At 63.0% G+C, this 24655-nt stretch carries 21 protein-coding genes; 3 read left to right on the top strand and 18 right to left on the bottom strand.

The window, feature by feature from the left end:
* Positions 1-37: 37 nt before the first annotated feature.
* From OKW45_RS36885 to OKW45_RS36855, 7 genes are all read right to left on the bottom strand, one after another.
* A complete protein-coding gene (locus OKW45_RS36885; RefSeq protein ID WP_429473696.1) occupies positions 38-922 on the bottom strand; it encodes an SMP-30/gluconolactonase/LRE family protein in 885 nt (294 codons plus the stop codon).
* Entirely contained in the window at positions 919-1686 is a 768-nt protein-coding gene (gene xylB, locus OKW45_RS36880) for a D-xylose 1-dehydrogenase (protein ID WP_429473695.1), read from the bottom strand. Before xylB ends, OKW45_RS36885 begins: the two co-directional genes overlap by 4 nt.
* A 65-nt stretch (positions 1687-1751) precedes the next feature.
* Positions 1752-4157, bottom strand: a complete 2406-nt coding sequence (locus OKW45_RS36875) for a glycoside hydrolase family 3 N-terminal domain-containing protein (RefSeq protein WP_429473694.1) — start codon at positions 4155-4157, stop codon at positions 1752-1754.
* A 253-nt stretch (positions 4158-4410) separates the two neighbouring features.
* Complete coding sequence (locus tag OKW45_RS36870) at positions 4411-5541, bottom strand: ABC transporter ATP-binding protein (RefSeq protein WP_429473693.1); 1131 nt, start codon at positions 5539-5541, stop codon at positions 4411-4413.
* Between the two features lie 69 nt (positions 5542-5610).
* Positions 5611-6441: a carbohydrate ABC transporter permease gene (locus OKW45_RS36865; RefSeq protein ID WP_429473692.1), complete on the bottom strand. Its 831-nt coding sequence runs from the start codon at positions 6439-6441 to the stop codon at positions 5611-5613.
* A 3-nt stretch (positions 6442-6444) separates the two neighbouring features.
* The gene (locus OKW45_RS36860; RefSeq protein ID WP_429473691.1) at positions 6445-7362 is read right to left on the bottom strand and encodes a carbohydrate ABC transporter permease; all 918 of its coding nucleotides are present in this window, start codon (positions 7360-7362) and stop codon (positions 6445-6447) included.
* Positions 7363-7422: 60 nt separating this feature from the next.
* Positions 7423-8718, bottom strand: a complete 1296-nt coding sequence (locus OKW45_RS36855) for an extracellular solute-binding protein (protein WP_429473690.1) — start codon at positions 8716-8718, stop codon at positions 7423-7425.
* A gap of 245 nt (positions 8719-8963) precedes the next feature.
* Here OKW45_RS36855 and OKW45_RS36850 point away from each other — a divergent pair, with 245 nt between their 5' ends.
* The gene (locus OKW45_RS36850; RefSeq protein ID WP_311734789.1) at positions 8964-10040 is read left to right on the top strand and encodes a LacI family DNA-binding transcriptional regulator; all 1077 of its coding nucleotides are present in this window, start codon (positions 8964-8966) and stop codon (positions 10038-10040) included.
* On the opposite strand, the gene OKW45_RS36845 is transcribed toward OKW45_RS36850, so the two are convergent.
* The 9 genes from OKW45_RS36845 to OKW45_RS36805 form a co-directional block, all read right to left on the bottom strand.
* The gene (locus OKW45_RS36845) at positions 10019-10408 is read right to left on the bottom strand and encodes a type II toxin-antitoxin system VapC family toxin (RefSeq protein ID WP_018422706.1); all 390 of its coding nucleotides are present in this window, start codon (positions 10406-10408) and stop codon (positions 10019-10021) included. The genes OKW45_RS36850 and OKW45_RS36845 overlap by 22 nt on opposite strands.
* Positions 10408-10737, bottom strand: a complete 330-nt coding sequence (locus OKW45_RS36840) for a type II toxin-antitoxin system Phd/YefM family antitoxin (protein WP_409259185.1) — start codon at positions 10735-10737, stop codon at positions 10408-10410. Before OKW45_RS36840 ends, OKW45_RS36845 begins: the two co-directional genes overlap by 1 nt.
* Positions 10738-11102: 365 nt before the next feature.
* Positions 11103-12233, bottom strand: a complete 1131-nt coding sequence (locus tag OKW45_RS36835) for an ABC transporter ATP-binding protein (RefSeq protein ID WP_429473689.1) — start codon at positions 12231-12233, stop codon at positions 11103-11105.
* A 112-nt stretch (positions 12234-12345) separates the two neighbouring features.
* Positions 12346-13683 (bottom strand): GH1 family beta-glucosidase, encoded by a 1338-nt coding sequence (locus tag OKW45_RS36830; RefSeq protein WP_429473688.1) that lies wholly within the window; start codon positions 13681-13683, stop codon positions 12346-12348.
* A gap of 58 nt (positions 13684-13741) precedes the next feature.
* Entirely contained in the window at positions 13742-14572 is an 831-nt protein-coding gene (locus OKW45_RS36825; protein WP_429473687.1) for a carbohydrate ABC transporter permease, read from the bottom strand.
* Positions 14569-15603, bottom strand: a complete 1035-nt coding sequence (locus OKW45_RS36820; RefSeq protein WP_429473686.1) for a carbohydrate ABC transporter permease — start codon at positions 15601-15603, stop codon at positions 14569-14571. Before OKW45_RS36820 ends, OKW45_RS36825 begins: the two co-directional genes overlap by 4 nt.
* Before the next feature lie 130 nt (positions 15604-15733).
* Entirely contained in the window at positions 15734-16981 is a 1248-nt protein-coding gene (locus tag OKW45_RS36815) for an ABC transporter substrate-binding protein (RefSeq protein WP_429473685.1), read from the bottom strand.
* Between the two features lie 174 nt (positions 16982-17155).
* Entirely contained in the window at positions 17156-18247 is a 1092-nt protein-coding gene (locus OKW45_RS36810; RefSeq protein ID WP_429473684.1) for a LacI family DNA-binding transcriptional regulator, read from the bottom strand.
* A gap of 199 nt (positions 18248-18446) precedes the next feature.
* Entirely contained in the window at positions 18447-19601 is a 1155-nt protein-coding gene (locus OKW45_RS36805; protein WP_018422699.1) for a porin, read from the bottom strand.
* Positions 19602-20448: 847 nt separating this feature from the next.
* Between OKW45_RS36805 and OKW45_RS36800 the strand changes: the two genes are divergently transcribed.
* Both OKW45_RS36800 and OKW45_RS36795 read left to right on the top strand, forming a co-directional pair.
* Positions 20449-20757, top strand: coding sequence for a BON domain-containing protein (locus tag OKW45_RS36800; protein ID WP_018422697.1), 309 nt, complete (start codon positions 20449-20451; stop codon positions 20755-20757).
* A 370-nt stretch (positions 20758-21127) separates the two neighbouring features.
* On the top strand, positions 21128-22285 hold the full coding sequence (locus tag OKW45_RS36795) for an endo-1,4-beta-xylanase (RefSeq protein ID WP_429473683.1): 1158 nt from the start codon (positions 21128-21130) through the stop codon (positions 22283-22285).
* Positions 22286-22396: 111 nt separating this feature from the next.
* Here the strand turns inward: OKW45_RS36795 and OKW45_RS36790 are convergent, their stop codons facing one another.
* On the bottom strand, positions 22397-23962 hold the full coding sequence (locus OKW45_RS36790) for an alpha/beta hydrolase (RefSeq protein ID WP_429473682.1): 1566 nt from the start codon (positions 23960-23962) through the stop codon (positions 22397-22399).
* Positions 23963-24430: 468 nt separating this feature from the next.
* On the bottom strand, positions 24431-24649 hold the full coding sequence (locus OKW45_RS36785; RefSeq protein WP_018422694.1) for a YMGG-like glycine zipper-containing protein: 219 nt from the start codon (positions 24647-24649) through the stop codon (positions 24431-24433).
* Positions 24650-24655 lie beyond the last annotated feature (6 nt).

Genomic DNA, 24655 nt, shown 5'->3' with positions numbered 1-24655 from the left:
CGTTTTGCGGCCTGTCCTGTCGCTGTGTTGTTGTCGTCTAGCGCTCGAAGCCCACGGTGCAGCGCGCCTGAGCCTGCCCCGCCACCGGCGCGCGGAACGAGAACAGCCCGCCCGCCTGCGGCTGATGCTGGCGCTCGACCGTCGTCAGTCCCTTCCATGCGGTGGACACATAGACGGTTTGCAGATCGTCGCCGCCGAACGCGAGCTTCGTCACGTTCGCGCACGGCAACGGCACCTGATCGACCAGCTCGCCCGCCGGCGAGTAACGCTCGATCCGCCAGCCGCCGAACAGCGCGATCCACACGAAGCCGTCGGCATCGACTGCCATGCCGTCGGGATGGCCGTCGCCGGAGATGGCGGCGAAGATGCGCTTGCCCGACAGCGTGCCGTCCGCGGCGACGTCGAAGGCATAAACCACGCGCCGCATCGTGTCGTTGTGATACAGCGTGCGGCCGTCCGGGCTCATCGCCGGGCCGTTCGTGATCACGTAGTCGTCGTCCTGCGCGATCGCCGCGCCTTGCTCGTTCACGCGATACAGCGTGCCGCTCGGCGCCTCTTCCGCATCGTCCATCGAGCCGAACCACAGGCGTCCCCGCGCATCGACGAAACCGTCGTTGAGGCGGTTGCCCGGCAGATGCGGTTCGACGTCGGCGAGCTTGCCGAACTCGCCGCGCGCCGGATCGAAGCGATGCAAGCCGGATGGCAGCCCGCATACGAACGTGCCGTCCGCGAGCGGCGCCAGAAAACCGGGCTGATCGGGCGCCTGCCACGTCTGCTGCTCGCCGGTCGCGACGGACAGCCGATGAATCCGGCGCCCCTTGATATCGACGAAATACACCGCGTTTTCGGCGGCCTGCCATAGCGGCCCTTCGGCCAGTTCGGCACCGACCGCCCATATGCACACTGGGACCGGCATGCTCATTCTCCGTACCACCCTGCGTCGACGAAGTAATCGCGGCCGGAGCAGCGTGACGCGTCGTCGGACGCGAGGAACAGCGCCATACGCGCGACGTGCTCGGGCTCGATGCGCAGTTGCAGACACTGACTCGCGACGACCTTCGCTTCGCTTTCCGCCGATTGCCACAGCTGCATCTGCCGCGGCGTCTTCACCGCCCCCGGGATGACGCAATTCACGCGGATGCCCGCGCTGCCGAGATCACGCGCGAGACCACGCGTGAGGCCTTCGATGCCAGCCTTGGCGGTCATATAGATCGCGAGGTTCGGCAGCGCGACATGCCACGACACCGAGCCCATATTCAGGATCACGCCACGCCCCGCGCGACGCATACTGTTCGCGGCGGCCTGCGCGCAGAAGAACTGGTGGCGCAGATTCACCGCGATACGGTCGTCCCAGTAGCTCGCGGTGAGCTCGCCGATTTCGTGCCGGTCGTCGTTGCCGGCGTTGTTGACGAGCACGTCGATCGGGCCCGCCGCATCGACGATTTCGGCGAAGGTGTGTTCGATCGCGTCGACATTTTTCAGGTCGCAGCGGCGGAACAGCGGCGGATGCTTCGCGTGGCGAAGCGTTTCCTGCAGCGCGAGCGAATCGTGCTCGGCGACGTCGAGGAAGAACACGCGCGCGCCTTGCTGCGCGAACGCCTCGACGATCGCGGCGCCGATCCCGCTGCCGCCGCCGGTCACGACGATGGTTTTGTCCGACAGACTTGGATAGGTTGCGTACGACATCAGATTTTCCACTTGTTACGAGTAGGACCACACACAGGTAGGCGCTCGCCGCCCTGACCCGCCGCTCAGGCCACGATTTCGACCTCGCTCAGCATGCGCCAGTTGCGTTCGAGCGTTCTCGTCGCGGAGCCCGCGACGGCGACCGTGCCGCTCAGATGAATGTCGCGGCTCGAGCTGCCGACCAGCAGATCGAAGTCACCAGGCTCGACGATACGCTCGCCGCACGCGTCGGTGAAGTTCAGCATGTCGACCGGCAGTTTCACGCGCACACGCGCCGACGCACCGGCCGCGAGCGGCACGCGCGCAAACGCCTTCAGCTCGCGAACCGGCCGCGCGACCGACGCGTGCCGGTCGCGCACGTAGATCTGCACGATCTCGGTGCCGTCGCGCGCGCCGATGTTGTCGACCGTGAAGCTCAACTCGATCGTACCGCTTTCGATCGGCACTTCGCTGTGCGCGAGCGCGAGATCGCCGTAACGGAACTGCGTATAGCCGAGACCGAAACCGAACGGATAGCGGCAGCCGAAATGGTATGCAATCGGCGTTCCCGCGCTCTTCAGACGATGGTTATACACGTACGGCACGGCGCCCGCGCTCTTCGGCACCGACAGCGGCAGACGTCCGCTGAAATTGGCGCGGCCCACCAGTAGATCGGCCAGCGCCTCTGCGCCACGCTCGCCCGGCGCGAATGCCATGATCTGCGCGGCGATGCGGTCTTCGAGGCCGCCGAGATTGTACGGACGGCCGCCCGTCATCACGACGACCGTCGGCGTGCCGCTATCGACCACTGCCTGCAGCAACGCCTGCTGAATACCCGGCAGGTCGAGGCTGTCGGTATCGGACCCTTCGCCGACCGTGCCGGACTGGAACAGCCCCGCCAGATCGCCGACGAACACCAGCGCGACGCCCGCTTGCCGCGCAGCTTCGACCGCGGCCGCGATGCCGTCGGTGTCCTTGCTGATCAGCTCGTCGCAATGCGCGTCGCCGGTCAGATCGAGCGACACGTCGCCCGGGAACACCGGCGCACCCGCGCGGCGCTCCTTGATGATGTCGCAACCCTGCGCGTGAATGACGCGCTCGTCGCCGAGCAACGCGCGCAGCGAACGCAGCGGCGTCGCGATCGAAGCAATGGACTGCTCACCGCTGTTGATCAGGTGCACCGGGAAGCTGTAGCCGGCGAGCAGCGCGAGCGGATCGTCGGCGGTCGGGCCGATCACCGCGATCTTTTCCGAGCCGTGCGCGTCGAGCGGCAGCACGTCGCCTCGATTGCGCAGCAGCACCGCCGATTCGAGCGCGACCTGATACGCGGTGTCGCCCGCGGTCGCGCTTTTCACGTCGACGCGTTCGGGATCGGCGTACGGATTCTCGAACAGGCCGAGCTGGAATTTCACACGCAGCACGCGCGAGACGGCGGTGTCGATCGTCGCTTCGCTGATCTCGTTGCGCTCGAGCGCTTCCTTCAGATGCACCGCGCACTCGTGACCCGGCAGCTCGACGTCGAGGCCGGAGTTGAACGCGAGGGCCGCGGCCGACGCGCTGTCGCGCGCCACCGCATGATGGCTGAACAGCAGGTCGACGCCCGCGTAATCGGCCACGACGAGACCGTCGAAGCCCCATTTCTCTCGCAGCGTGTCGTGCAGCAGCGCGCGATCGCCATGACAGGGTACGCCGTCGACGTCGTGATAGGCGGGCATCACCGAGCCCGCGTTCGCAAGCTTCACCGCCATTTCGAAAGGCAGCATGAACACGTCGTTGAGCTCACGCGGACCGACATGCACCGGCGCATGATTGCGGCCGCCTTCGCTCGCCGAATGACCGACGAAATGCTTGAGCGTCGCGAGCAGATCGCGCTGTTCGCCCTGCAGGCCCTTCACGTAATGACACGCGAGCACGCCAACCAGATACGGGTCTTCGCCGAGCGTCTCCTCGGTGCGGCCCCAACGCGGGTCGCGCGACACGTCGAGCACCGGCGCGAGCCCCTGATGACAGCCGATCGAGCGTGCCTGCTCGCCGATGATCGTGCCCACTTCGCCGACCAGTTGCGGATTCCACGTCGCCGCATAGTTCAATGGCGACGGGAACAGCGTCGCGTCCTTGATCATGAGCCCGACGAGGCATTCCTCGTGTGACATCACCGGAATGCCGAGGCGCGTGTCTTCGACCATCTTGCGCTGCAGCTCGTTGAGCGCGCGTACGCCTTCTTTCGGATCGACCGTATGCGTGCCGAGTGGACGCGTGATCTGGCCGAGGCCATGCTGCAGGATCTCGTCGACCGTGATCTGGTTGGCGCTCTGCGCGAAATCGATGCTACGCGCCTTGTGATTGCCATCGGCCGACAGCTTCAGCCACGCGGCGTGAAGCTGCGCGATCTTTTCGTCGAGTGTCATGCGCGCGAGCAGATCGGCCACGCGCTCTTCCACGGCTGCCGCTGGATTGCGGTAGAGCGGGACCTCACTTTGGCGAAGCAACATCGAAAACTCCTTTTTTTATCGTGGTGTACGAAGCGCATGAAGCGCCGACAAATCCGTTGTTCCTGACAAGCGTGCGGCATGGCGTTGCTTCAGCCCGGATGCCATTCCCTTCTATTTCAGATACCTTTCCAGACTTCGCAGTCCTGCTAATCGATCGAACGCAGCCGCGACTCGAATTCGCCGTGCTTGATCGACTACGGGTCGTTCGTTGCGTCTAGCGACGCGATGCAATGGGACCGCGATCGCAAGCGGATCAGTGCAGACGCGGCAGCGCGAAATCCTCGTCGTCGAACACGTGGCACGCGTGCGGTGCGAACGCCAGTTCGACGCGTTCGTCGTGCGTCACGCCACCGTCGCCGGGCAGCTTGGCGATCATCGTGTTGCCGTCGCGCACGCCACCGTCCACATGCACGTAGCTGTGCTCGCCCATCCGTTCGACCAGGCGCACGGCGCAGCGGATTGTCTGCACGCCGGGCTGCGCCGACGGCAGGGCAAGATGCTCCGGCCGGATGCCGAGCGTGACCTGCGAACCGACGCGCTGCCTGCGGCCGTCGACCTCGGCGCGCACGCGCTCGCCCGTGGTCAGCTCGACCTGAATGCCCTTGTCGTCGACCGCGAGCACCGTGGCCGGCATGAAGTTCATCTTCGGCGAACCGATGAAGCCAGCGACGAAGCGGCTCTTCGGCCGGTGGTACAGATCGAGCGGCGCGCCGATCTGCGCGATGCTGCCGTGCTTTTCCATGTCCGCGCCGGCGTGCAGCAGCACGATCTTGTCGGCGAGCGCCATCGCTTCGATCTGGTCGTGCGTGACGTACACCGCACTCGCGCGGTTGAACTCGCGATGCAAACGGGCGATTTCGGTACGCGTCTGCACACGCAGCGCGGCGTCGAGATTCGACAGCGGCTCGTCGAACAGGAACACGCCCGGCTCGCGCACGATTGCGCGCCCGATAGCCACGCGCTGGCGCTGGCCGCCGGACAGCGCAGCGGGGCGGCGTTCCAGGTAGCTGTCGAGTTGCAGCGCGGCAGCGGCACTGCGCACCTTCTTGTCGATGGTGGCCTTATCGACCTTCGCCTGACGCAGCCCGAATGCCATGTTCTCGTACACGCTCATATGCGGATAGAGCGCATAGTTCTGGAACACCATCGCGACCTGGCGCTTCGCGGGTTCGACGTTGTTCATCAGTTGACCGTCGATGCGCAGTTCGCCGTCGGTGATCGATTCGAGACCGGCGATCATGCGCAGCAGCGTGGACTTGCCGCAGCCCGACGGCCCGAGGAACACGCAGAATTCGTCCTTGCCGACTTCGAGGTTGGCGTCGCGGATCACCGAGTTACCGCTCGTATAGGACTTCTGTACGTTAGTGAGAGAGATGCTTGCCATATCGTTTATGCGAAGTTCGGTGTGCGGGCCACTTTAGCCCGCACGATTCGAGGTGGTGTGCGATGCGGATCAGCCCTTCAGCGAGCCAGCCATCATCCCCTTGATCACGCGCTCCTGACCGAACGCGTAGGCAACAATCAGCGGCAGCGACGTGAGCACGAGGACGGCCAGCATCGAGGGTATGTTCGACGCGTATTGCCCCATGAAGTCCCAAATCGCGAGCGGCAGCGTACGGTGCTCGGCCGTCGACGTGAGCATGTACGCGAAGATGAACTCGTTCCACAGACCAATGCCGTTGAAGATCGTCACAGTGGCGAGCCCCGGTGCCGAAAGCGGGAAGAAAATACGCCAGAAGATGCGGAACGGACTGCAGCCGTCGAGCTGCGCCGCTTCTTCGAGTTCGCGCGGAATCTGGCGCATGAACTCGGTCAGGATGAAGATGGACACCGGCAGACTGAGGGCCACATAAGGGCCGAGCAGCGCGAACGCGGTGTCGTAAAGGCCGAGGTTGCGCGTGAGTAGATAGATCGGCACGAGCGTCGCATGCAGCGGCACGATCATGCCGGCGACCACCAGACCGAACAGCGTCTTGTTCAGCGAGAAGCGCAAGCGCGCAAACACGTAGGCCGCCATCGCACTGATGATGACGATCAGCAGCACCGACACGCCCACCGTGAACACGCTGTTACGGACATAAGTGAAAAACGGCCCCTGCAGCACAGCCGCGTAGTTACCCCAGTACAGGTGGCTCGGCGGCGCCCACACCGACGTCGCGAAGGTCTCTTCCTGGCTCTTGAAACTCGATGCGACCATGAAGAGAAACGGAATCGTCGTGACGGCCAGCCAGATCAGTGCCAGCAGAGGAACCCCCACGCGGGGGAAGCGTAGTTTCTTGTTCATGGTTCAGACCTCGGTTGCATAACGGCGGGTGAAGTACATCGACACCGCCGCCACCGTGATGACGATAAGGAACATCGCCGAGCCGATGGTGCTGCCGTAGCCGAGTTGGAACGAACTGAACACCGTGCGATACATGTAGGTGGCCATCACCTCGGACGAGCCTTCGGGGCCGCCACCGGTCATGACGAAGACGAGATCGAAGTAACGCAGCGACCCAAGCACCGACAGCAGCACAGCGGTGCGCACCGTGCCTTGCAGGTGCGGCAGCTTGATGCGCCAGAAAATGGTCCACTCGGATGCGCCGTCGAGGAGCGCAGCCTCGTTGACCTCTGCCGGCATCGACGAGAGGCCGGCGAGGAACAGAACCATGTAGAAAGGCGCGTTCTGCCAGATGATCACGGCGATGGTCGCACCTAGCGAAAAATGCGGATCGCCCAGCCAGTCCTTCGCGAGGCCATCAAGCCCGAATGCCTGCAGCGCGACGTTGACCGGACCGAAATTCGGATCGTAGATTTGCTTGAACAGCACGCCGATCGCCACGCTCGACATCAGCAGCGGCAGGAAATAGAGAACCTTGAGCAAGCGCGAGCCACGGCCGGCCTTCTCCAGCAGCACGGCGAGCGCGAGCGCGATCGGAAGCTGGACGACGATCGACGCGACAGCAAGAATCACGTTGTTCTTCAGCGATTGCCAGAACACCATGTCGTGCGCGAGCCGCGCCCAGTTCGCGAGCCCGATATAACGGGCAGTGTTGCCGAGACCGTTCCAGTCGAGCAGCGACAGCCGCAGGCTGGAGACGAGCGGATAAAGCAGGAACACGGCCAGCAGCAGCAGCGACGGCGCAAGAAACACAACCGTGACGAGCGTTTGCGATGAAAATCTCAGCCGGCGTTCGGGTGTAGCGGAAAGTGCGATATTCACGAGCTTGTATGCCGACCGGCACCTCGCGGTGCCGGTCGGACTTTTCCTTAAGACTGGAGATCAGCCGCCCTTCTTCGAAGCGGCTTCCATTTGCTGCGCAGCAGCCTCAGGCGTCAGCGACAGACCGAACAGTGCTTGCGTCGTGTCCTTGTGCATCTCACCGAGGGCCGGCGGCAGTGCCTGGTCGTACCAGAGCTGCACGCTCGGAGCGGCGGCAAGCATTTGCTGCAGACGCTGCGTGAACGGATCGTCGATCTTGACGTTATTGACCGGCGGGAGCTTGTGGTCATCCGACGCACGAGCCTGCATCGCCTGCTCGTCGGTCAGTGCCTGGATCAGCTTGAACGCTGCGTCCGGCGTCTTGCACTCGGCCGAGATGCTGAGGAAGCCATCGCCGACCGTGCCGATCAGGTCGCGCGGATCACCCTTGCCACCCGGCACGCTCGGGAACGCGAAGAAGTCGAGATCCTTCGAGAAGGTCGGATTTTCGTTCGCGATCGTCGAAGCTTCCCAGGCGCCCATCAGCTCCATGGCAGCCTTGCCCGTGTACAGCAGGCGGCGCGAGGCGCCCGAGTCGTAATCGAGACCATTGATGCCCGGTGCGAACGCGCCAGCCTTCACGAGTTCCTGAATGCGCTTGCCGGCTTCGACGAACGCCGGATCTTCGAAGCCCTTGCCCTTGCCTTCGATCGCGTCCTTCACGACTTGCGGACCGCCGATACGGTCGACGAGGTACATGTAGTACATCGAACCGGTCCACTTGTTCTTGTTCGCGAGCGAGAACGCCGCAACGTTGTGCGACTTCAGCACTTCAACGACGTGCATCAGTTCATCCCACGTCTTCGGCGGCGTGATGCCGTACTTCTTGAAGACTTCCTTGTTGTAGAAGATCACCGCGGCCGCCGCGTTTTCGGCGGCGACACCGTAGGTCTTGCCGTCAAACGTTGTGACATTCCACGACGCTTGCATGAAGCGGCTGCGGTACGCCGGATCTTTCTCCAGGTACGGCGTGAGGTCGGCGATCTGGCCGGATTTCACGTACTCGTGCAGGCCGCCGCCGCCCCAGTTCTCGAATACGCACGGCGGCTGGTTCGCGCCGAAAGCGACCTTCAGCTTAGTCTTGTACGCCTCGTTCAGGACGTGCGAATTCTCGACCTTGTAGCCCGGAACCGCCTTTTCGAATCGATCCGACGCATCGCGAATAATCTTGCTCGACGACGCATTGGTCTGCTGGTCCCATACCGTGATCGTTTTGGAGTCCGCCGCTACGGCGTTCGAAACAACTGCAGACAACGAAAACAGCAGCGCCGTCGCGCCGATGATGGACCGCGCTTTAAACAAAGCCGGGTACGCCATGGGTGTGTCCCCTCTTCTGGATTTATAAGAAATCGCCGAAACGTTAACGTTAGCCTTAACGTTAGTGGATGTTAGGCTGATGCGTGAATTAAGGCTATGCGGGATTTTACCTGGTCCCGGCGGACTGCGACGCAACTGCCGCATAAGATTGACCGATCATGGGAAAGCTGAAATATAAAGGGTTCTGCTAGAATAACGACTACATAAACGGTATCGCTAACGCGATTAGCGAGTCGACCCATCCCATGACCTCTCGCACACCTTCGACCCGCATGGCAAGACAGACCCCAACGCTTGAGCACGTTGCCAAGCTTGCCGGGGTGTCGCAGATGACCGCGTCGCGCGCTCTCAACGGCCGTCCCGGCGTGTCGCGCGAAACCCGCGACGAAGTACTGAGAATCGCGTCGGATATCGGTTACGTCGTCAACCGCACCGCGCAGAAACTGTCGGGCGGCCGCAACGGCATCATCGGCATCATCACCCCGACACTCGACACGCAATTCTCCAGCGAACTGATTCTCGGCGCGGGCCGCGCGGCGCGTGGCGCGGGCTGCGAGATGCTGGTCTACACGGTGTTCGACGAAGATCGTCATACGCATCACGACCTGCTCGGGCTCATTCAGCAATTCTCCGACGGTATCCTCGCCATTCTTCCGCGCGAGTCGCTGTGCCTCGAGGCGCTCGCCACCGCGAAGGTACCGGTCGTCGTCGTCGATCAGCGCGGCACGCTGACGGGCTTCCCGTCGGTGTCGGTCGACAACTACGGCGGCGCCTGTCTCGCGGTCGAGCACCTCGCCGAGCTCGGTCACAAGCGCATCGCGTTTCTGGCCGGCGACGAAACGATCGAAGGCGTGCGCGACCGGCAACGCGGCTATCACGACACGCTGGCTCGCCTCGGCCTGCCACGCGAAGACGCGCTGGTCGCCGCGGGCGACCTGTCGCAAATGATGGCGTTCGACGTCACGTTCGACCTGCTGAACCTCGCCGAGCCGCCCACCGCGATCTTCACGGCCAACGACCAGAGCGCGTTCGGCGTGATCGCCGCGATCCGCGAAGCGGGTCTGCGCGTGCCCGACGACATCTCGGTGATCGGCTTCGACGACATCCCGATGTCCGAGCAGTTTCACCCGGCGCTCACCACGATCCGCCAACCGTTCCAGCAAATGGCGCGCTCGGCGGTCAACACGCTGCTCGCGCAGATCGCCGGGATCGACGCCGCTTCGCAGCGCATCACGCTGCCGGCGGAACTGGTGGTGCGCGATTCCACCGGCCCCGTCCGCACCAGGCAGCGCCGCGTCCGTCACCAGATCGTTTCGACGTAAGTCGACGCGCGCACCTTCGCATCCGAAGTCACGAGCGCGCCGCCATGCGTGCGCGCGGTCGCGACGATCAGGCGTTGATGCAAGGCGAGCGTGGGCGGCAGCGTGGCCGCGCGAAACGCGATCTCGGTGTTGACCGGAATCATCCGCACGCCGTCGAGCGACAGAAACGTCGACATCCAGCTGCGCGCGTCCATCGACAGCCCGAGACTGCCGACCTTCACGAACTCCGCGATTTCAAATGCACTGATTGCCGAAATCAGGATCTCGCCGCCGGCGAGCTCCCGATCGATCGCATCGTGCGCGGCCTGGCTCAGCGCTTTCTGCCTGCCGAGCCAGCACACGAGCGCAAGCGTGTCGAGCGTGATCATTACTCGTCCTGCTCGGCAGTGACAGGCTGCAGCGCGTGCTTCAGGTTGAAATGTGTAATCGACGCGCGCAGCAGCTCGAGCGGGTTTTCCTGCTTGCTGCGATACGGCCGGATTTCGATGGTGGGTTGCCCGCGGTCGGTGACGACCACGGTTTCGCCCAATGCCTCGACCTGACGGAACAGCTCGCAGGCCCGGGACTTGAAAATGGCTTTAGATACTCGCTTTTCCATGACGCTCTCCACCCAGCAATAATCCAACGGTATTTTTTGTATCGGGCGGTGCGCCCGCAGGCGAACACCCGCGATGCGTGGCCCGACATTCTTTATCAACCTTGCTCTCAGTCGTTGCTTCCCAGCCTACTGCCAGGAGCTCCCTCAAGCTCCAATACAACTCGCGGCGACAACTAGCGAAGCCGCGACACAGCCTGCAACGGTCGCGCCAATTCCTGCGCGCAACCGCTGCACTTTCACCTAATCAATTGGTTTTACACAGACCGCTCTGGCCATGCCGGGTCGTGCCGGATAGCCGCGCGCCGCGTCTTGGGTTTGAGTGTTTTGCCCCGTTTTGTAGCTCTTCGAATAGATGCAAACATACCAAACGTTACCCTTAACGTTAGCGGATGTTAATGGCGGACATTCGCCGCCGCCATGCGGAGTTTACCTAAGCTCCAAACCACTATCCGCCTCCCCGGCTGTCAAACCACCGCGCCGACGTCCTGGCCGACTTCGCGTCGCGCGAGGCTCACCGCCGCGCCGTTCGCATCGAACAGCGCGACCGACGACGACGCCACCTTGATCCCGACACGCGCGCCGACCGCGTGCTGCGCGTCCTTCTTGTCGAGCTTCAGCGCGATCGCGTGCGCCATGCCATCGAGTCGAGCATGCAGGATCGAGACGTCGCCGAGATGCTCGACCAGTTCGACACGCGCGGCGAGACCTTCGTCGAGCGAGCCGATGCCCAGATGCTCGGCGCGCACCCCGAGCGTCAACTCGTCACTGACCGGCTGCGCCAGCCGGCCGGGCAGCACGATGCGCTGGCTCGCGCCGGCGAGCGCCACGACGGTTTGCGCATCGCTTCGCGACACCAGCGTCGCGGCCAGCATGTTCATCTGCGGCGAGCCGATGAAGCCGCCGACGAAGCGGTTCGCGGGCCGCTCATACAGATCGAGCGGCGCGCCGGTCTGCTCGATGCGGCCTTTGTTGAACACGACGATCTGCTGGCCCAGCGTCATCGCCTCGACCTGATCGTGCGTGACGTAGATCATCGTCGTGCCGAGTTCGCGATGCAGCTTCGCGAGTTCGATACGCATCTGCACGCGCAGCGCAGCGTCGAGATTCGACAGCGGTTCGTCGAACAGGAACACGCGCGGCTTGCGCACGATCGCCCGTCCGATCGCGACGCGCTGGCGCTGGCCGCCCGACAGCGCCTTCGGTTTGCGCTCCAGCAGATGTGTGATCTGCAGGATCTCGGCGGCACGGCCCACCGCCTCGCGCACTTCCTTTTTCGACTTGCCCGACAGCTTCAGCGAAAAGCCCATGTTTTCCGCAACCGTCATGTGCGGATAGAGCGCGTAGCTCTGGAACACCATCGAGATGCCGCGGTCCGTGGGCTGCAGATCGTTGACGCGTACGCCGTCGATCAGAATGTCGCCGCCAGTCACCGACTCGAGCCCCGCGATCATGCGCAGCATCGTCGACTTGCCGCAGCCCGACGGTCCCACGAACACCGTGAACTGGCCGTCCGGGATGTGCAGGTCGATGCCCTGGATCACCTGCGGTCCTTCGCCATACGTCTTCGTGACGTTGCGCAATACGAGTTCGCCCATTTGATGCCGCCTCCTCAATCCTTGTACTTGCAGACCCCGCGTGACGCTATCCCACTGCCGCACTACTGTCGCGCCACGCGAGGTTCGATGCGCCCGCCGCCGGGCGTGCGCCTCAGCGCACGGCCGCGACACCGGCGTGTTGCGCGATCACGTCGCGATACCACAACGCGCTGTCCTTCAGCGTGCGCTCCTGGGTCGCGTAGTCGACGTAGACCATGCCGAAGCGCTTGTCGTAGCCCGACGCCCATTCGAAGTTGTCCATCAGGCTCCAGGCGAAATAGCCCGCCACGTCGACGCCCTGTTTCTCCGCCTCCGACAAGGCGGCGAGATGCAGGTCGTAGAAGCGCACGCGCTCGGCGTCGTGCACGTGGCCGTTATCGAGCACGTCTTTCGCCGCGCAGCCGTTCTCGGTGATGTAGATCGGCGGCAGCTTGTAGTCGGCGTTGATGCGCGTCAGCAATTCGGTGAGACCTTGCGGATAGACTTCCCAATCCATGTCGGTGAAGCCGAGCGCGCCCGGCGGACGCTTGTCGCCCGATGCGCTCGCGAAGATCCGCGTGTAGTAGTTGACGCCGAGGAAGTCCATCGGCGTGCCGATCACGTCGAAATCGCCGCTCCGGATCACGTCCTGCGGACCGTTCGCGCCATACCATTCCAGCGCCTCGGCCGGGTACTCGCCCTTGAACAGCGGGTCCATGTACCAGCGCACGAACTTCGCGTATTCGAGCGACGCGGCGGCCTGATCTTCGGGCGCATCCGTCGCGCCATGCGCCGGCGACTGGTTCAGCACGATGCCGAGCGGCGCCTTCACGCCATCGGCGCGCAGTGCCTGCAACGCGAGACCGTGCGACAGCAGCAGATGGTGCGCGACATGCGCGGCCTTCTTCAGATCGGCGTTGCCCGGTGCGAAATAGCCGGTTGCGTTGCCGAGCCACGCGGTGCACCAAGGTTCGTTGTGCGTCGCGATCGATGCAACGCGATCGCCGAGCACGCTGCCGATCTTGCGCGCGTAGTCCGCGAAGCGATAAGCGGTGTCGCGGCTTTCCCAGCCGTTTTGCGTATGCTGCAGCGACAACGGCAGGTCCCAGTGATACAGCGTCGCGAACGGCTGGATGTTGCGCTCTAGCAAACCGTCGACGAGGCGCTCGTAAAACGCGAGGCCCTTGTCGTTGAATGCGCCGCGGCCAGTCGGCTGCACGCGCGGCCAGGCGATCGAAAAGCGATAAGCCTTGACGCCGAGTTCGGCCATCAGGTCGAGGTCTTCCTCGACGAGGTGATAGTGATCGCATGCAACATCGCCGTTCTCGCCGTTCACGACCTTGCCCGGCACGTTGCAGAACGCGTCCCAGATCGACGGGCCGCGGCCGTCCTCATGCGCTGCGCCTTCGATCTGGTAGGAACTCGTGGCCACGCCCCAGACGAAGTCTTCGTTGAATCGATACGCCGACATAGATGATGTTGTCCTGAATGTCACGCCCGCGCGGGCGTGAAAAATGAAAGAAAGAATCTCAAGCCTTGACCGCGCCGGTCGTCAGACCGTCGATCAAACGCCGCGAGGTGAATGCGAACAGCACCAGCAACGGCAGCACCGCGACCGCGGAGCCCGCCATCACCGCGCCCCAATCCGAATTGGTCGGACTTTGCAGAATGCGCAGAGCGAGCGGCAGCGTGTACATCGACGGCGAACGCAGCACGACGAGCGCCGACAGAAAGTTGTTCCACGCCTGAATGAAGCTGATCAGTCCAAGCGTGCCCAGCGCCGGTCCCAGCAGCGGCATGACGACGCTCCAGTAGATGCGGAATTCACCGCAGCCGTCGATGCGCGCCGCCTCGATCAGCTCGGACGGAATCGCCGCCGCGACGTACTGGCGCATCAGGAACACGCCGAGCGCGGCGGCCGCGCCTGGTACGTACAGCGCGCGCGGCTGATCGATCCAGCCGAGCAGGTTCATCGTCATGAAGGTCGGAATCATGCTAAGGAACGGCGGCACCAGCATCGCGGTCAGCGCGATCGCGAACAGCGTCTTCTTGAAGCGGAATTCGTACATCGCGAACGCGTAGCCGGCCATCGACGTGACGAGCAGCGTCAGCACGGTTTGCATCGTGGCCGTGTAGAGGCTCCAGCCGAGATTGCGCCAGAACGGAATGTGCCGCATCAGCGAGGCCATGTTGTCGAGAAACGCGCTGCCGAACCACAGCGGGGGCGGCATCGAGAAAATCTCGGAACTCGTGTGCGTCGCGAACACGAACATGAAGTAGAACGGCGAGAACATCAGCAGCGCGCCGGCCGCCACGATCGTGTAGCCGATATAACGGCCCTTGTTGTTCGACGATTTCATCGCTGTGTCTCCTCGTTCATGCCGCTGCGGTGAAAGATCCGCGTGTTCAACCACATCAACGCGCCGATCGAAATGAACAGCAGCCATGCGATCGAACTCGCGGTGCCGAAATCGCCGTCGTGGAATGCGGTGCGATACATATAGACGGCCGTCGTCAGACCGGACTGGCTGGTACCCATGCCTTCGTTCGGCAGCAGGATGAACGGTTCTTCGAACAGTTGCAGCCCACCGATGATCGACAGCGTGACCGCGAAGAAAATCATCGGCTTGATCAGCGGAATCGTGATGCGGGTGAACTGTTGCCAGCCGTTCGCACCGTCGATGCGCGCGGCCTCGTAAAGGTCCTTCGGAATGGTTTGCAGCGCCGACAGATACAGCACCGTGTTCCAGCCGACATAGCGCCAGAAGATCACCACCGACACCGCCGGCTTGACGTTCTTCGGGTTGTACAGCCACTCGATCGGATGCGCAGGGACGATCCAGTGCAGGCCGGGCAGCTTGCCGAGCTCGGCGATCGCGAGGTTGATCATGCCGAAGTCGGTCGAATACAGCGACGAGAAGATCAGCGCGATCGCGACGCTCGACGTGATGAACGGCAGGAAGTACAGGCCGACCACCAGGTTGCGCCAGCGGCGAAACGCGGTTTGCAGAAAGAATGCGAGCGGCAGCGCCACCAGATGCTGCGGCACGCCGGACATGATCGCCATCGACGCGGTGTTGTACAGCGACTTCCAGTACCACGGGTCGGTCAGCGTGAAAGTGAAGTTCGACAGACCCACCCACTTCATGCTCGCGAGCCCCGCCGTCGCGTCCCAGCTCTGGAACGACAGGTACAGCGAGAACAGCAGCGGGAACGCCATGAATAGCGCGAACAGCAGGAAAAATGGACCGAGAAACAGGTAGGGTGCGACTTTCACCGGATCGAGCCGCGAAGTTCTGCGCGGCACGGCGAACGGCGCGGTCGAGCTCAGCACATCACTCGCGCGCGTATCGCGGGCGAGCTCTTGGGTCGAGGGCAGCGGGGTGTTCATCAATAGTTCCGTCCAGTCGGGCGTAGCCGGGATCGATGACCGGCCGCGCTGTTTGCAGCAGACTTGCAGCGCACTGCGACACACTTCGGTCGCGGCACGCAGCGTGCCGCGACCTTGCATCGATATCGCTTTAACGGCGGACCCGATGCGCGATCTGGTCCTGCGCTTCCTGCAGCGCCGTATGCACGTCTGCGCCGTCGTCGACGACCTTGTCAAGCGCCGAGTGCACCGCTTCCTCGGCGACCTGGTCGTACTTGCTACGCTGGATCGCCGGGATGTGCGAGGCTGCGTCACGCCAGATCAGACGCGCTTTCTCGTTGCCGAGGAATGCGACCGGCTCCGCGAAAAACGTGTCGTTCTGCGCGGCGAGCAACGCGGGGAATGCGTCGATCGAACGGAACGATGCGAGCTGCGTGTCCTGGCGCGTCGTCAGGAACCGGATGAATTCCCACGACATCGGCTTTTGCGTCGCTTTCGCCGGAATCGAGTAGAACGTGCCGCCGAACGATGCGTACGCGTTGTTCGGCAGATTGGCCGCGCGCCACAGACCCTTCGTGTCCGGGGCGATCCACGACGACAGGTGGCCACCGAGCCACGCGCCCATCATCTGCGTCGCGACGGTCCCGCGCTTGAAGCTTTCGGCCCATTCGTTCGACCAGGGCGTGATCTTCGCGTCGAGACCGAGGTCGCGTGCTTTTTTCGCGAGCTCGAACGCCTTCACGAAGCGCGGCGACGTGACGACCGGATTGCCGGCCTTGTCGAAGTACACGCCATCGCCTTCCTTCAGGTCGGCGCGAATGTAGATGTCCTCGATATCGCGCGCCGATGCCATCAGGTACGCGCCCGTCGCCTTCTTGATCTTTGCGCCGGCCGCCAGATACGAGTCCCAGGACTTCGTCAGGTCGGCTTCGGTCACGCCCGCCTTGTCGAGAAGGTCCTTGCGATAGAACAGCGTGCCCGGACCGATATCGGCCGGCATGCCGACGATCGTGCCGTCCTGCGTGGTCGCCTGCGCGAACGTGTAGTTGATGAACTGGCTCTTGTACTGGCCCGCGTTATACGGCGCCTTCGACAGATCCTCGAGACCGCCGCCCGAGGCGAAGCGGCCGATAAAGCCGACCTCGACCGCCATCACGTCGGGCAGATTGGAGCTCGTCGCGAGTGCGGTGGTCATTGCGTTGTGGTGATCGGCGATCGCGAGCGACGAGACCTTGATGTCGACGTCCGGATGCAGCTTCATCCACGCCGGAAGCGCGTCCTTGATTTCCTGATCCAGCTTCGGAAAGACCGCGACCGTCAACGTGGTGTTGGCGTGCGCGCCGACTGCGGCCAGGCTGAGCAGAACGGCGGCGGCAGAGCCTGAAAAGCGGAATTTCATTACTCGTCTCCTAAAGAACCCTGTTTGAATTGCTTTCAATGAATACCCGGTTGCTGCGACCTGCTTCCCCTGTTGTCCTTGTTGCTGCTTTGCATGGTGCTGAATGCGCTGCTGAATTTCTGCTTGACTGCCGATACCTGAAAGCGCTTTCACGTTGAGGCCAAAAAACAGCCGCTACGTACGCGTATCCCCCCGTTTTACCGGCGGCGTGATTCGCCGCGTGGTTTCACGCGTCACGAGCGTGAGCGGAATCGGGCTTAGCGCGATCGACTGCTTGCGGATCATCTGCACGATGCCCTGTGCGGCGAGGCGGCCGATTTCGTAAGTCGGTTGGCGGACCGTCGTCAAAGGCGGCGTCATGTACGACGATGTCGGCAAATCGTCGAAGCCGACCAGCGACACGTCGTCCGGCACCCGCACGCCGCGGCGGAACATCGCAAGGCGCGCGCCGTACGCGGTTTGATCATTTGCGCAGAACACCGCGCTGAACGATGGATGGCGCGCCATCAGGCGCTCCATCGCGGCGACGCCGCCCGTTTCGAGGTAATCGCCCTGCTCGACGAGATCGGCATCGAAGCCAATGCCCGCTTCCTCGAGCGCGGTCCGGTAGCCGACGAGGCGCTCGATCGCATCCTCGTGACTTGCCGGCCCGGCGATGAAGGCGATCTCGCGATGGCCTTGCTCGATCAGATGATGGGTCGCGTCGCGTGCGCCCTGCATGTTGTCGATCGGCAGGCCAGCGAGCGTCGCGCTGTTTTGTACCGAGCGGCCGAGTACGAGCATTGGCGCGTGCCGCGAGTAGTCGGTCAACGTCGACTCATCGAGTTGCGCGTGCAGCAAGATGATTCCATCGACGCGCCGCGCGATGAACTGATCGAGGCGCGCCTTTTCGTCGTCGATGTTCCAGCGGCTGCTCACGAATATCGGCGTAAAGCCCGGCTCGTACAACGACTCCTCGATGCCGCGCAGCCACTCGGCGTAAAACGGGCTCGACACCGCCTGCGTCAATACGCCGATCGTTTCGGTCCGCCCGCTCGCGAGACTGCGCGCGAGCACGTTCGGCCGATAGTTGAAACGCGCGATCGCCGCTTCCACCGCCTGCTGCTTGGCGGGAAGCACGCGCGCAGAACCGTTCAGGATCCGCGATACGGTGCTCGGAGAAACACCGGCCGCGCGCGCGATGGCTTCGAGCGTCACGTTGGGCGCAGCGGGTACGTCGGATACCTTGGGCGCGCCGGGTTTGTCGTTGGAGCCGTCGTGGGTCATGAGTTCTGCCTGAATCCTGTGATGAAAGCGCTTTCAGATATGAAGTGGCGCACTACGTCCGGTGATGAATTCGAAAAAAAGAAAAAGCAGCCGATGCGACGAGGGTGGAGGAGGCGTCGCACCGGCCTCTCTATGAAAGAGAAATAAACAGTCCTTGAAACAAAGAGATCACTGCGATTGCTGATCAGGCAACCTCAACTCAGAACGAGGTCATGATCCCGGCGAAGACGCCGGTCTGGCTATGACCATAGTTCGGGTTGCTGTTCGACGACGTGCCCGTCACCGCATCGAAGTTGTTGTTGCCGTACGGGCCGTTGCCGAGGTTCAGGTTCGACGTCGAGCTGTTGTGCACGTAGCCGGCTTCCGTGTACAGGAACGTGCGCTTCGACAGCGCGTACGTCGCGGCGAGCGTGAACAGCGTTCCATTGCCGTTGCCGTTGTTCGCGTTCGCGTGGTAGACCGCAGCCGTCAACTGCGTGGGCGCCGTGACCTGCCATGCAGCGCCGATCCATTCGTGGTTCACACTGGTCGGCGCGCTCACGCCGAGAGGCTGCGACGCATCGGTTACGCCCACGCTCGCGTTGGTCGCGTCAGGCGCGCTCAGATGCTGGTAGCCCGCGTACAGCTTGACCGGACCGAGCACGTACGTGCCGCCGACAAGGGCCATCCGCGAAGCAGAGTAGACGTTGTTGAACGAGCCGTTGGCGCCGCGCACTTCGTCGTAGATCACGCGGACGTCGCCGTTGCCCCACGTGTACACACCTTCGACCGCGTTCGTACGACCCTGGCCGGTCGGCACGCCAGCCGAGTTGACAGGCGCCGAGTTCCAGCTCGTGTTGTTGGTCAGCGAATACTGGCCCTTCAGCACGAGGCCGCCGAACAACACCGGCGAGTTGTACTCCGCGCCATTGCTGGTGCTCGCCCAGTTGCGACCGCGCACCAGTGTCGAGATCGCGTAGCGCTGCATCACCTGCGGGTCGGTGCCCCAGCTGTCCTGCGAAAGTTCGCCGGCGCCGAGGTTACCGATCTTGAACAAACCCCAGTGGTCGTTCGTCAGGCCCACCGTTGCGTGACGGCCGAACAGATTGCCCGCCGATGCACCGGTCATCGTATTGAGCTGTCCTTCGAGCTGGAAGACCGTCTTCGTGCCGCCGCCGATATCTTCGGCGCCCTGCAGGCCGAACCACGAGCAACCCCAGTCGCCGCTTTGCGCTGACCACGCGTGGCCGCCCGGGAGGCCGGTTTCAAACTGGATGCCGTTGTCGATACGGCCGTACAACGTGACGCTGCTCTGCGCATGGGCCACCGTCGTCGCGGCTGCCATCACCGACACAGCAATAAGCTTCTTCTTCATTTAGATATCCTATATATATATTTTGGCGTCTCCAAGCCGCACAGGACGCACGCGTTCTCACACGTTTCCCCTCTTGCCGAAATGTTCGCTACTTATTCGCTTCACATTTCGAGGCGATTATAGGGATGGCCTTGCGCTACGCATCAAACTAACTGCTCAGGGAAAACGCTGTTATCGATAACAGTTGCGCGCCGGACGATCCCGCAGTAGCGCCCTGCTTTGTGACCATTACGGGATGGTCACAAGCGTCGGAAATCCGTTTGAACTCATGCACCGAAACCATGCGCGAGTCCGTCTCACGCGTCGCTCAGCGCTTGCTTAACAAGGAAGACGCGCTCGAATGCAAGCAAAATTTGGCGCTTGACGTTGCGAAGATGCAACGAGCCGCCTCGCTTGCATTGCCGGTTTGGGGTTGACGAACTGGCGCAGGAGCCGCCAGCAGTGGTGGACATTAGCGACTATCATCAATGCATACGATGTCGGGCAACGAGCCGGGCTCAGCCGCGTAGCAGGCTGAGTGCGGGATTGTCAGCGCATCCGTCTGGCTCTCGCGCTCCAATACGAACGCTCCAACCAGCTTCCATCCCCGGCTCTCGCTGTTCCCCCGCCACGCCGCGCATGCGACGTCCCGCTCGAGCACGCTGCCCTTGCAAACTTTTCTGCGGGCGACGGCACGACCGCCCATCGCCCCGCCTGGCAAAACCTCGACGCGCCATCGCGACAACCGCGACGCAAGCAGTGCAGCGAGGATTTTGTCCAATGCACTTCCGAGGCCTCGCATTGAGTCTGACCGGAAGATTTGCCGGCGGAATCTGCCGGCACACCGTGGCACTAGTAAGGAGGTATCGTGAAAACAACCCTTGTTTCTACACTCGCGCTGCTGATTTCAAGCGCAATAGCGCCGGCGGCCCATGCCCAGGATTCGCAGGCCACCGACCAACAACTCGCCCATAGCGTGCGGGTCGCGGAGGCGCGCAGCGGCGTCGGGATGTCACATGTGTTCGTCTTTGCCCACTCGGGGCAGATCACGCTGCTCGGATGGGTGCCCGAGCGGGACCATGTCGCGCGTGCCGAGCAGAGTGCGATGTCGGTTCCGGGTGTCACCTCGGTGGACAACCGGCTCTCGCCCGACGCTGGCTCGCTGAACGGGCATTGAAATTAAACCGAATCGCCGCGCGGACGACGATTGAAGCAGACCCGCGCGTTGAACTGATTCGGTTTTCCTGTCTCGCCAGTTGGGATTCAGTGACTGGCGCCCTGTTTCGCGCCGTTAGCCGCGCGTCTGGTCTGTGCGATCCCCATCTGAAAGCGCTTTCAAACCACGCCGTGTCAAGCCGGTCGACTCGACGCTGATCATCATCCATGTCTCGTCGATATGTCAGGTAAATCCCTCATAGCGGGGCTGACAGAGGCTGCTTAACATCTCCACTGTTACCGGTAACGATAGACATAATTAGAGAAGACATCCGAACCGGCATTCCGTCACAAGGAGACCACGAGTGCGTCCTTTGAGGACTTCGATGCGCATGCTCTGCGCAGCCGTCGCCGTTTGCGCGCTCGCATGGACCGCAGGCTGCGCGCACAACCAGGCGGCCGTCGCTCATGACCCCCAGCCGCTCGCCGCGGCGCCCGCTGAAGCGCTGCCGCCATTGCGCAGTGTGATGGCCGCGCACTTCAAGGTCGGCGCGGCGATTGAACCTGATTCAATCGACAGTCCCGCCGACGCGGCGCTCGTCGCCGCCAAGTTCTCGAGCCTGACCGCCGAGAACAAGATGAAGCCGGGCACGATCGGCGTCGCGGAAGGCAAGTACAACTTCGAACCGGCTGACAGGATCGTCGCGTTCGCGCAAGCGCACGGAATTGCGGTGCGCGGGCACACGCTCTTGTGGCACTTCAAGGCCGGCGACTGGACCGAGGCGCCGGACTGGTTCTTCGCCGGCGATCCGAAAGGTCCGCTCTATCACGACATCGTCGCGAAGCGGCTCGATCGATATGTAACCGACGTCGTCACACACTTCCGAGGCAAGGTCTACGCGTGGGACGTGGTCAACGAAGTGATCAGCGACGATCCGCATCAGGTGTATCGCGAAGACAGTCCGTGGTATCGGACGCTCGGCAAGGACTACATCGCGATCGCCTTCCGCGCGGCGCGCGCGGCGGACCCGAACGTGAAGCTCTATATTAACGAGTACAACACCGACGATCCGCGCAAGCGCGCAAAGCTGCTCGCGGTGATTCGCGATTTGCACGCGCAGGGCGTGCCGATCGACGGTGTCGGGCATCAGATGCATATCAGCGTAAATTGGCCGCCGCTGCCGAACATCAAGCAGGCGTTCGACGACGTCGCCGCGCTCGGCCTCGAAAACCAGGTGACCGAGCTCGACGTGAGTCTCTATGCCGATCCCAGTGAATGCTGGAGCGATCCGCATGCATGTCTGCCGGACCTCGGGCATCCAGTGCCGAACGACATCATGCGCGCGCAGGCCGAGCGCTATCGCGCCGTGTTCGCCCTGTTCGAGCAGGAGCCGAGCATCAAGGCGGTCACGTTCTGGGGCTATTCGGACAAGCACTCGTGGCTGACGTCAACGCCGGTGCCGCGCAACAACCTGCCACTGCCGTTCGATGCGAACCTGCAGCCGAAAGCGGCGCTGTGGACGATCGTCGATTCGTCGTATCAGCCGTAACGTCGATCTTCGAGCCGAAAAGCAGGGGGCCCGCGGTAGGTGCGGGCCGTCTGGTCATCTCTCGAGGGTGGCAGTGCAATTGCCGTCAGCTTGATTCAAAACATCGAGATTTCAAGGCTCGTCCGAGCCAACCTGCTCGAGCGCATTCAGATTTTCGGCGAAATCGTCGGGCGGACCGTCGGCGGTTTCATGCGTGCGCGGCGGTGACTTGACGACCGGCGGCGGCATCTTGCCGATGCCTTCGTCGATACGCTGCAGCAGATAAGGGAAGAACGGATTCGACGCGATGCGGAACATCGAATCGAGCGTCAAAATCAGTGTGCCGCGTTCGCCGCGCGGCGCGAGCGTGCCAAGGTTCTCGTTGAAGTTCTCCGAATCGTCAGGCGCGATGCCGTACAGCGCGTCGGTGATCGGGAATGGAATCGCGACGTGTGACAACGAGAAAATATCCTGCGGATAGTCGATATCCAGCGGCTTGACACGCGTTTGCACTTCCCCCGCATAAACGCTGCGCTCGACAGTATGCGCTGAATCCGGCGACACGTTGGCGATCACCGTCGTGCGATAGTTCTGCGGACCGATGCGCAGTAGGCGCGAGAGCGCCATGTACGACGCGGAGCGCAGGAAGGTCCTGAAGCGCACGCTGCGGTTCACGTCGAACAGCACGACCTCGCTGCCGTTCTCAGGCAGCTTGTCGTAAAGCGCCGACATCACCGCTGGCGTGCTGACCGTGAAATCCGTCACCGACTGAAACGTCAGGATAGGCGGCAACTTATCGAGCCGGTTCTCGCGCTCGAGCCGCGCAATCTGTTCCTGAATCACGCTCGTGAGGAGAAAGGACTGTCGCGCGCCATTCACAGGAAACGAGTTGTACTTGAACGGGTTGAACTCGGGCACGATGCCGAGCCACGCGGCGCGCGCGAAGGCCGGCAGCACCGCGGGCAATCCGGCGAGACCCGCAAAGCGTGCGTAACGCGTGACGCCGATCATCGGCGAGATCAGCACGACGCGCGTCGGACGCGCGAGCGCGGGATTCTCGATCGCGTCGAGCGCATATTGCAGTGCGAGCGCGCCGCCGTTCGAAAACCCGACCAGCTCGATCGGCTTGTCCGGCCCCACGCGACGGCGCGCTTCACGCACCGCGAGCCGAGTGGCCGCGGTCCAGTCCTGCCAGTGCACGTCGACGAGCCCCGCCGGCACCGTGCCATGTCCAGGTAAGCGGATGCCGATTGCGACGAAACCGCGATCACGATATCGACGCGCGATATGCCGCATGCTGTACGGCGCATCCGTCATGCCGTGCAGCAGCACGACCGCGCCGACGGGTGGCCCCGACGGCTCGAGAATGTACGAGTGATTCCAGTTTTCGGCGAAATGCCACGGAAAAATCGGCGAGCCCTCGTAATAGCGGTTCGCCGGAATGCGCTCGGACGGCCGCAGCTTTTCGACGACATTGACGCGCACGTCGTCGAAAATCCGATTTTCCGCCTTGACGTATGCGTTCCAGTCGGCGGTGTCCATTTCCTCGACGGTCATTTCGCGCGGCACATAGGTGTGCCATACCGACAGCTCCGGCCCGCGCTGCGAATACCACGCGCGTAGCCCCAATGCGAGCACCGCCAGCAGCACCAGAACCCATGCACTTATCTTTATTACCTTCAGTGACGTGCGCAGCATTCGTGTTCTCTTGATGAGATGAAGGTTGCACCGCGCGCAGGCTGCTCTCTGCGTGGTATGCGCATGCCGCCATCGCGGCGGCTTCCGGTGTGGATATCCTAAGGGCTTTTAATCACCGGTTCAAACTTTGTCGGCCGGGCGCGCAACGCGACGTCGACAGCGGCTCAAGTTTGAACGGATGATTTTCATGACGAAGTGGGGATGCGCGATGTCGCGAGCGCGAATGAATTCGCCCCCGTTCGCTTCGTTACTTGACATTCGACGTGAGGAAAGTGGCACGGAATGCATACGGCGTCGCGGGGAAGGAAGAGGTGCCCCATGGAAGAACGGTCCTTCAGCGACGCCTCGGAAATCGCTTCACTCGACGGCCGTGGAATGCCTGATCAAGGCCTAATCGGGCCGTGCGCTTCAGTAACGAAACCGGGACGTGACCCAGGTCGCGCCCCAGCCTTGCCTGTTCGCCGGTAATTACTGACGGCCGCGGATATTGCCGGCCACGCCGCCCGCCGCGCCGCCGATGATCGCGCCGGTCCACGCATCGCCGCCGGAGATCGCCGCGATGCCCGCACCGGCGCCCGCGCCAAGTGCCGCGCCGCTCACCGTTCCCTGCGTCTGCGGGCTCATGTCCGTGCAACCGATCATCGCGGCCAGTGCGCCAATACTGACGATCCACCCAAGTCGTTTCATGATCGT

This window comes from Paraburkholderia lebeckiae (assembly GCF_050436225.1).
Classification (GTDB): Bacteria; Pseudomonadota; Gammaproteobacteria; order Burkholderiales; family Burkholderiaceae; genus Paraburkholderia; species Paraburkholderia tuberum.
This window is presented reverse-complemented; position numbering and strand designations above follow the sequence as displayed.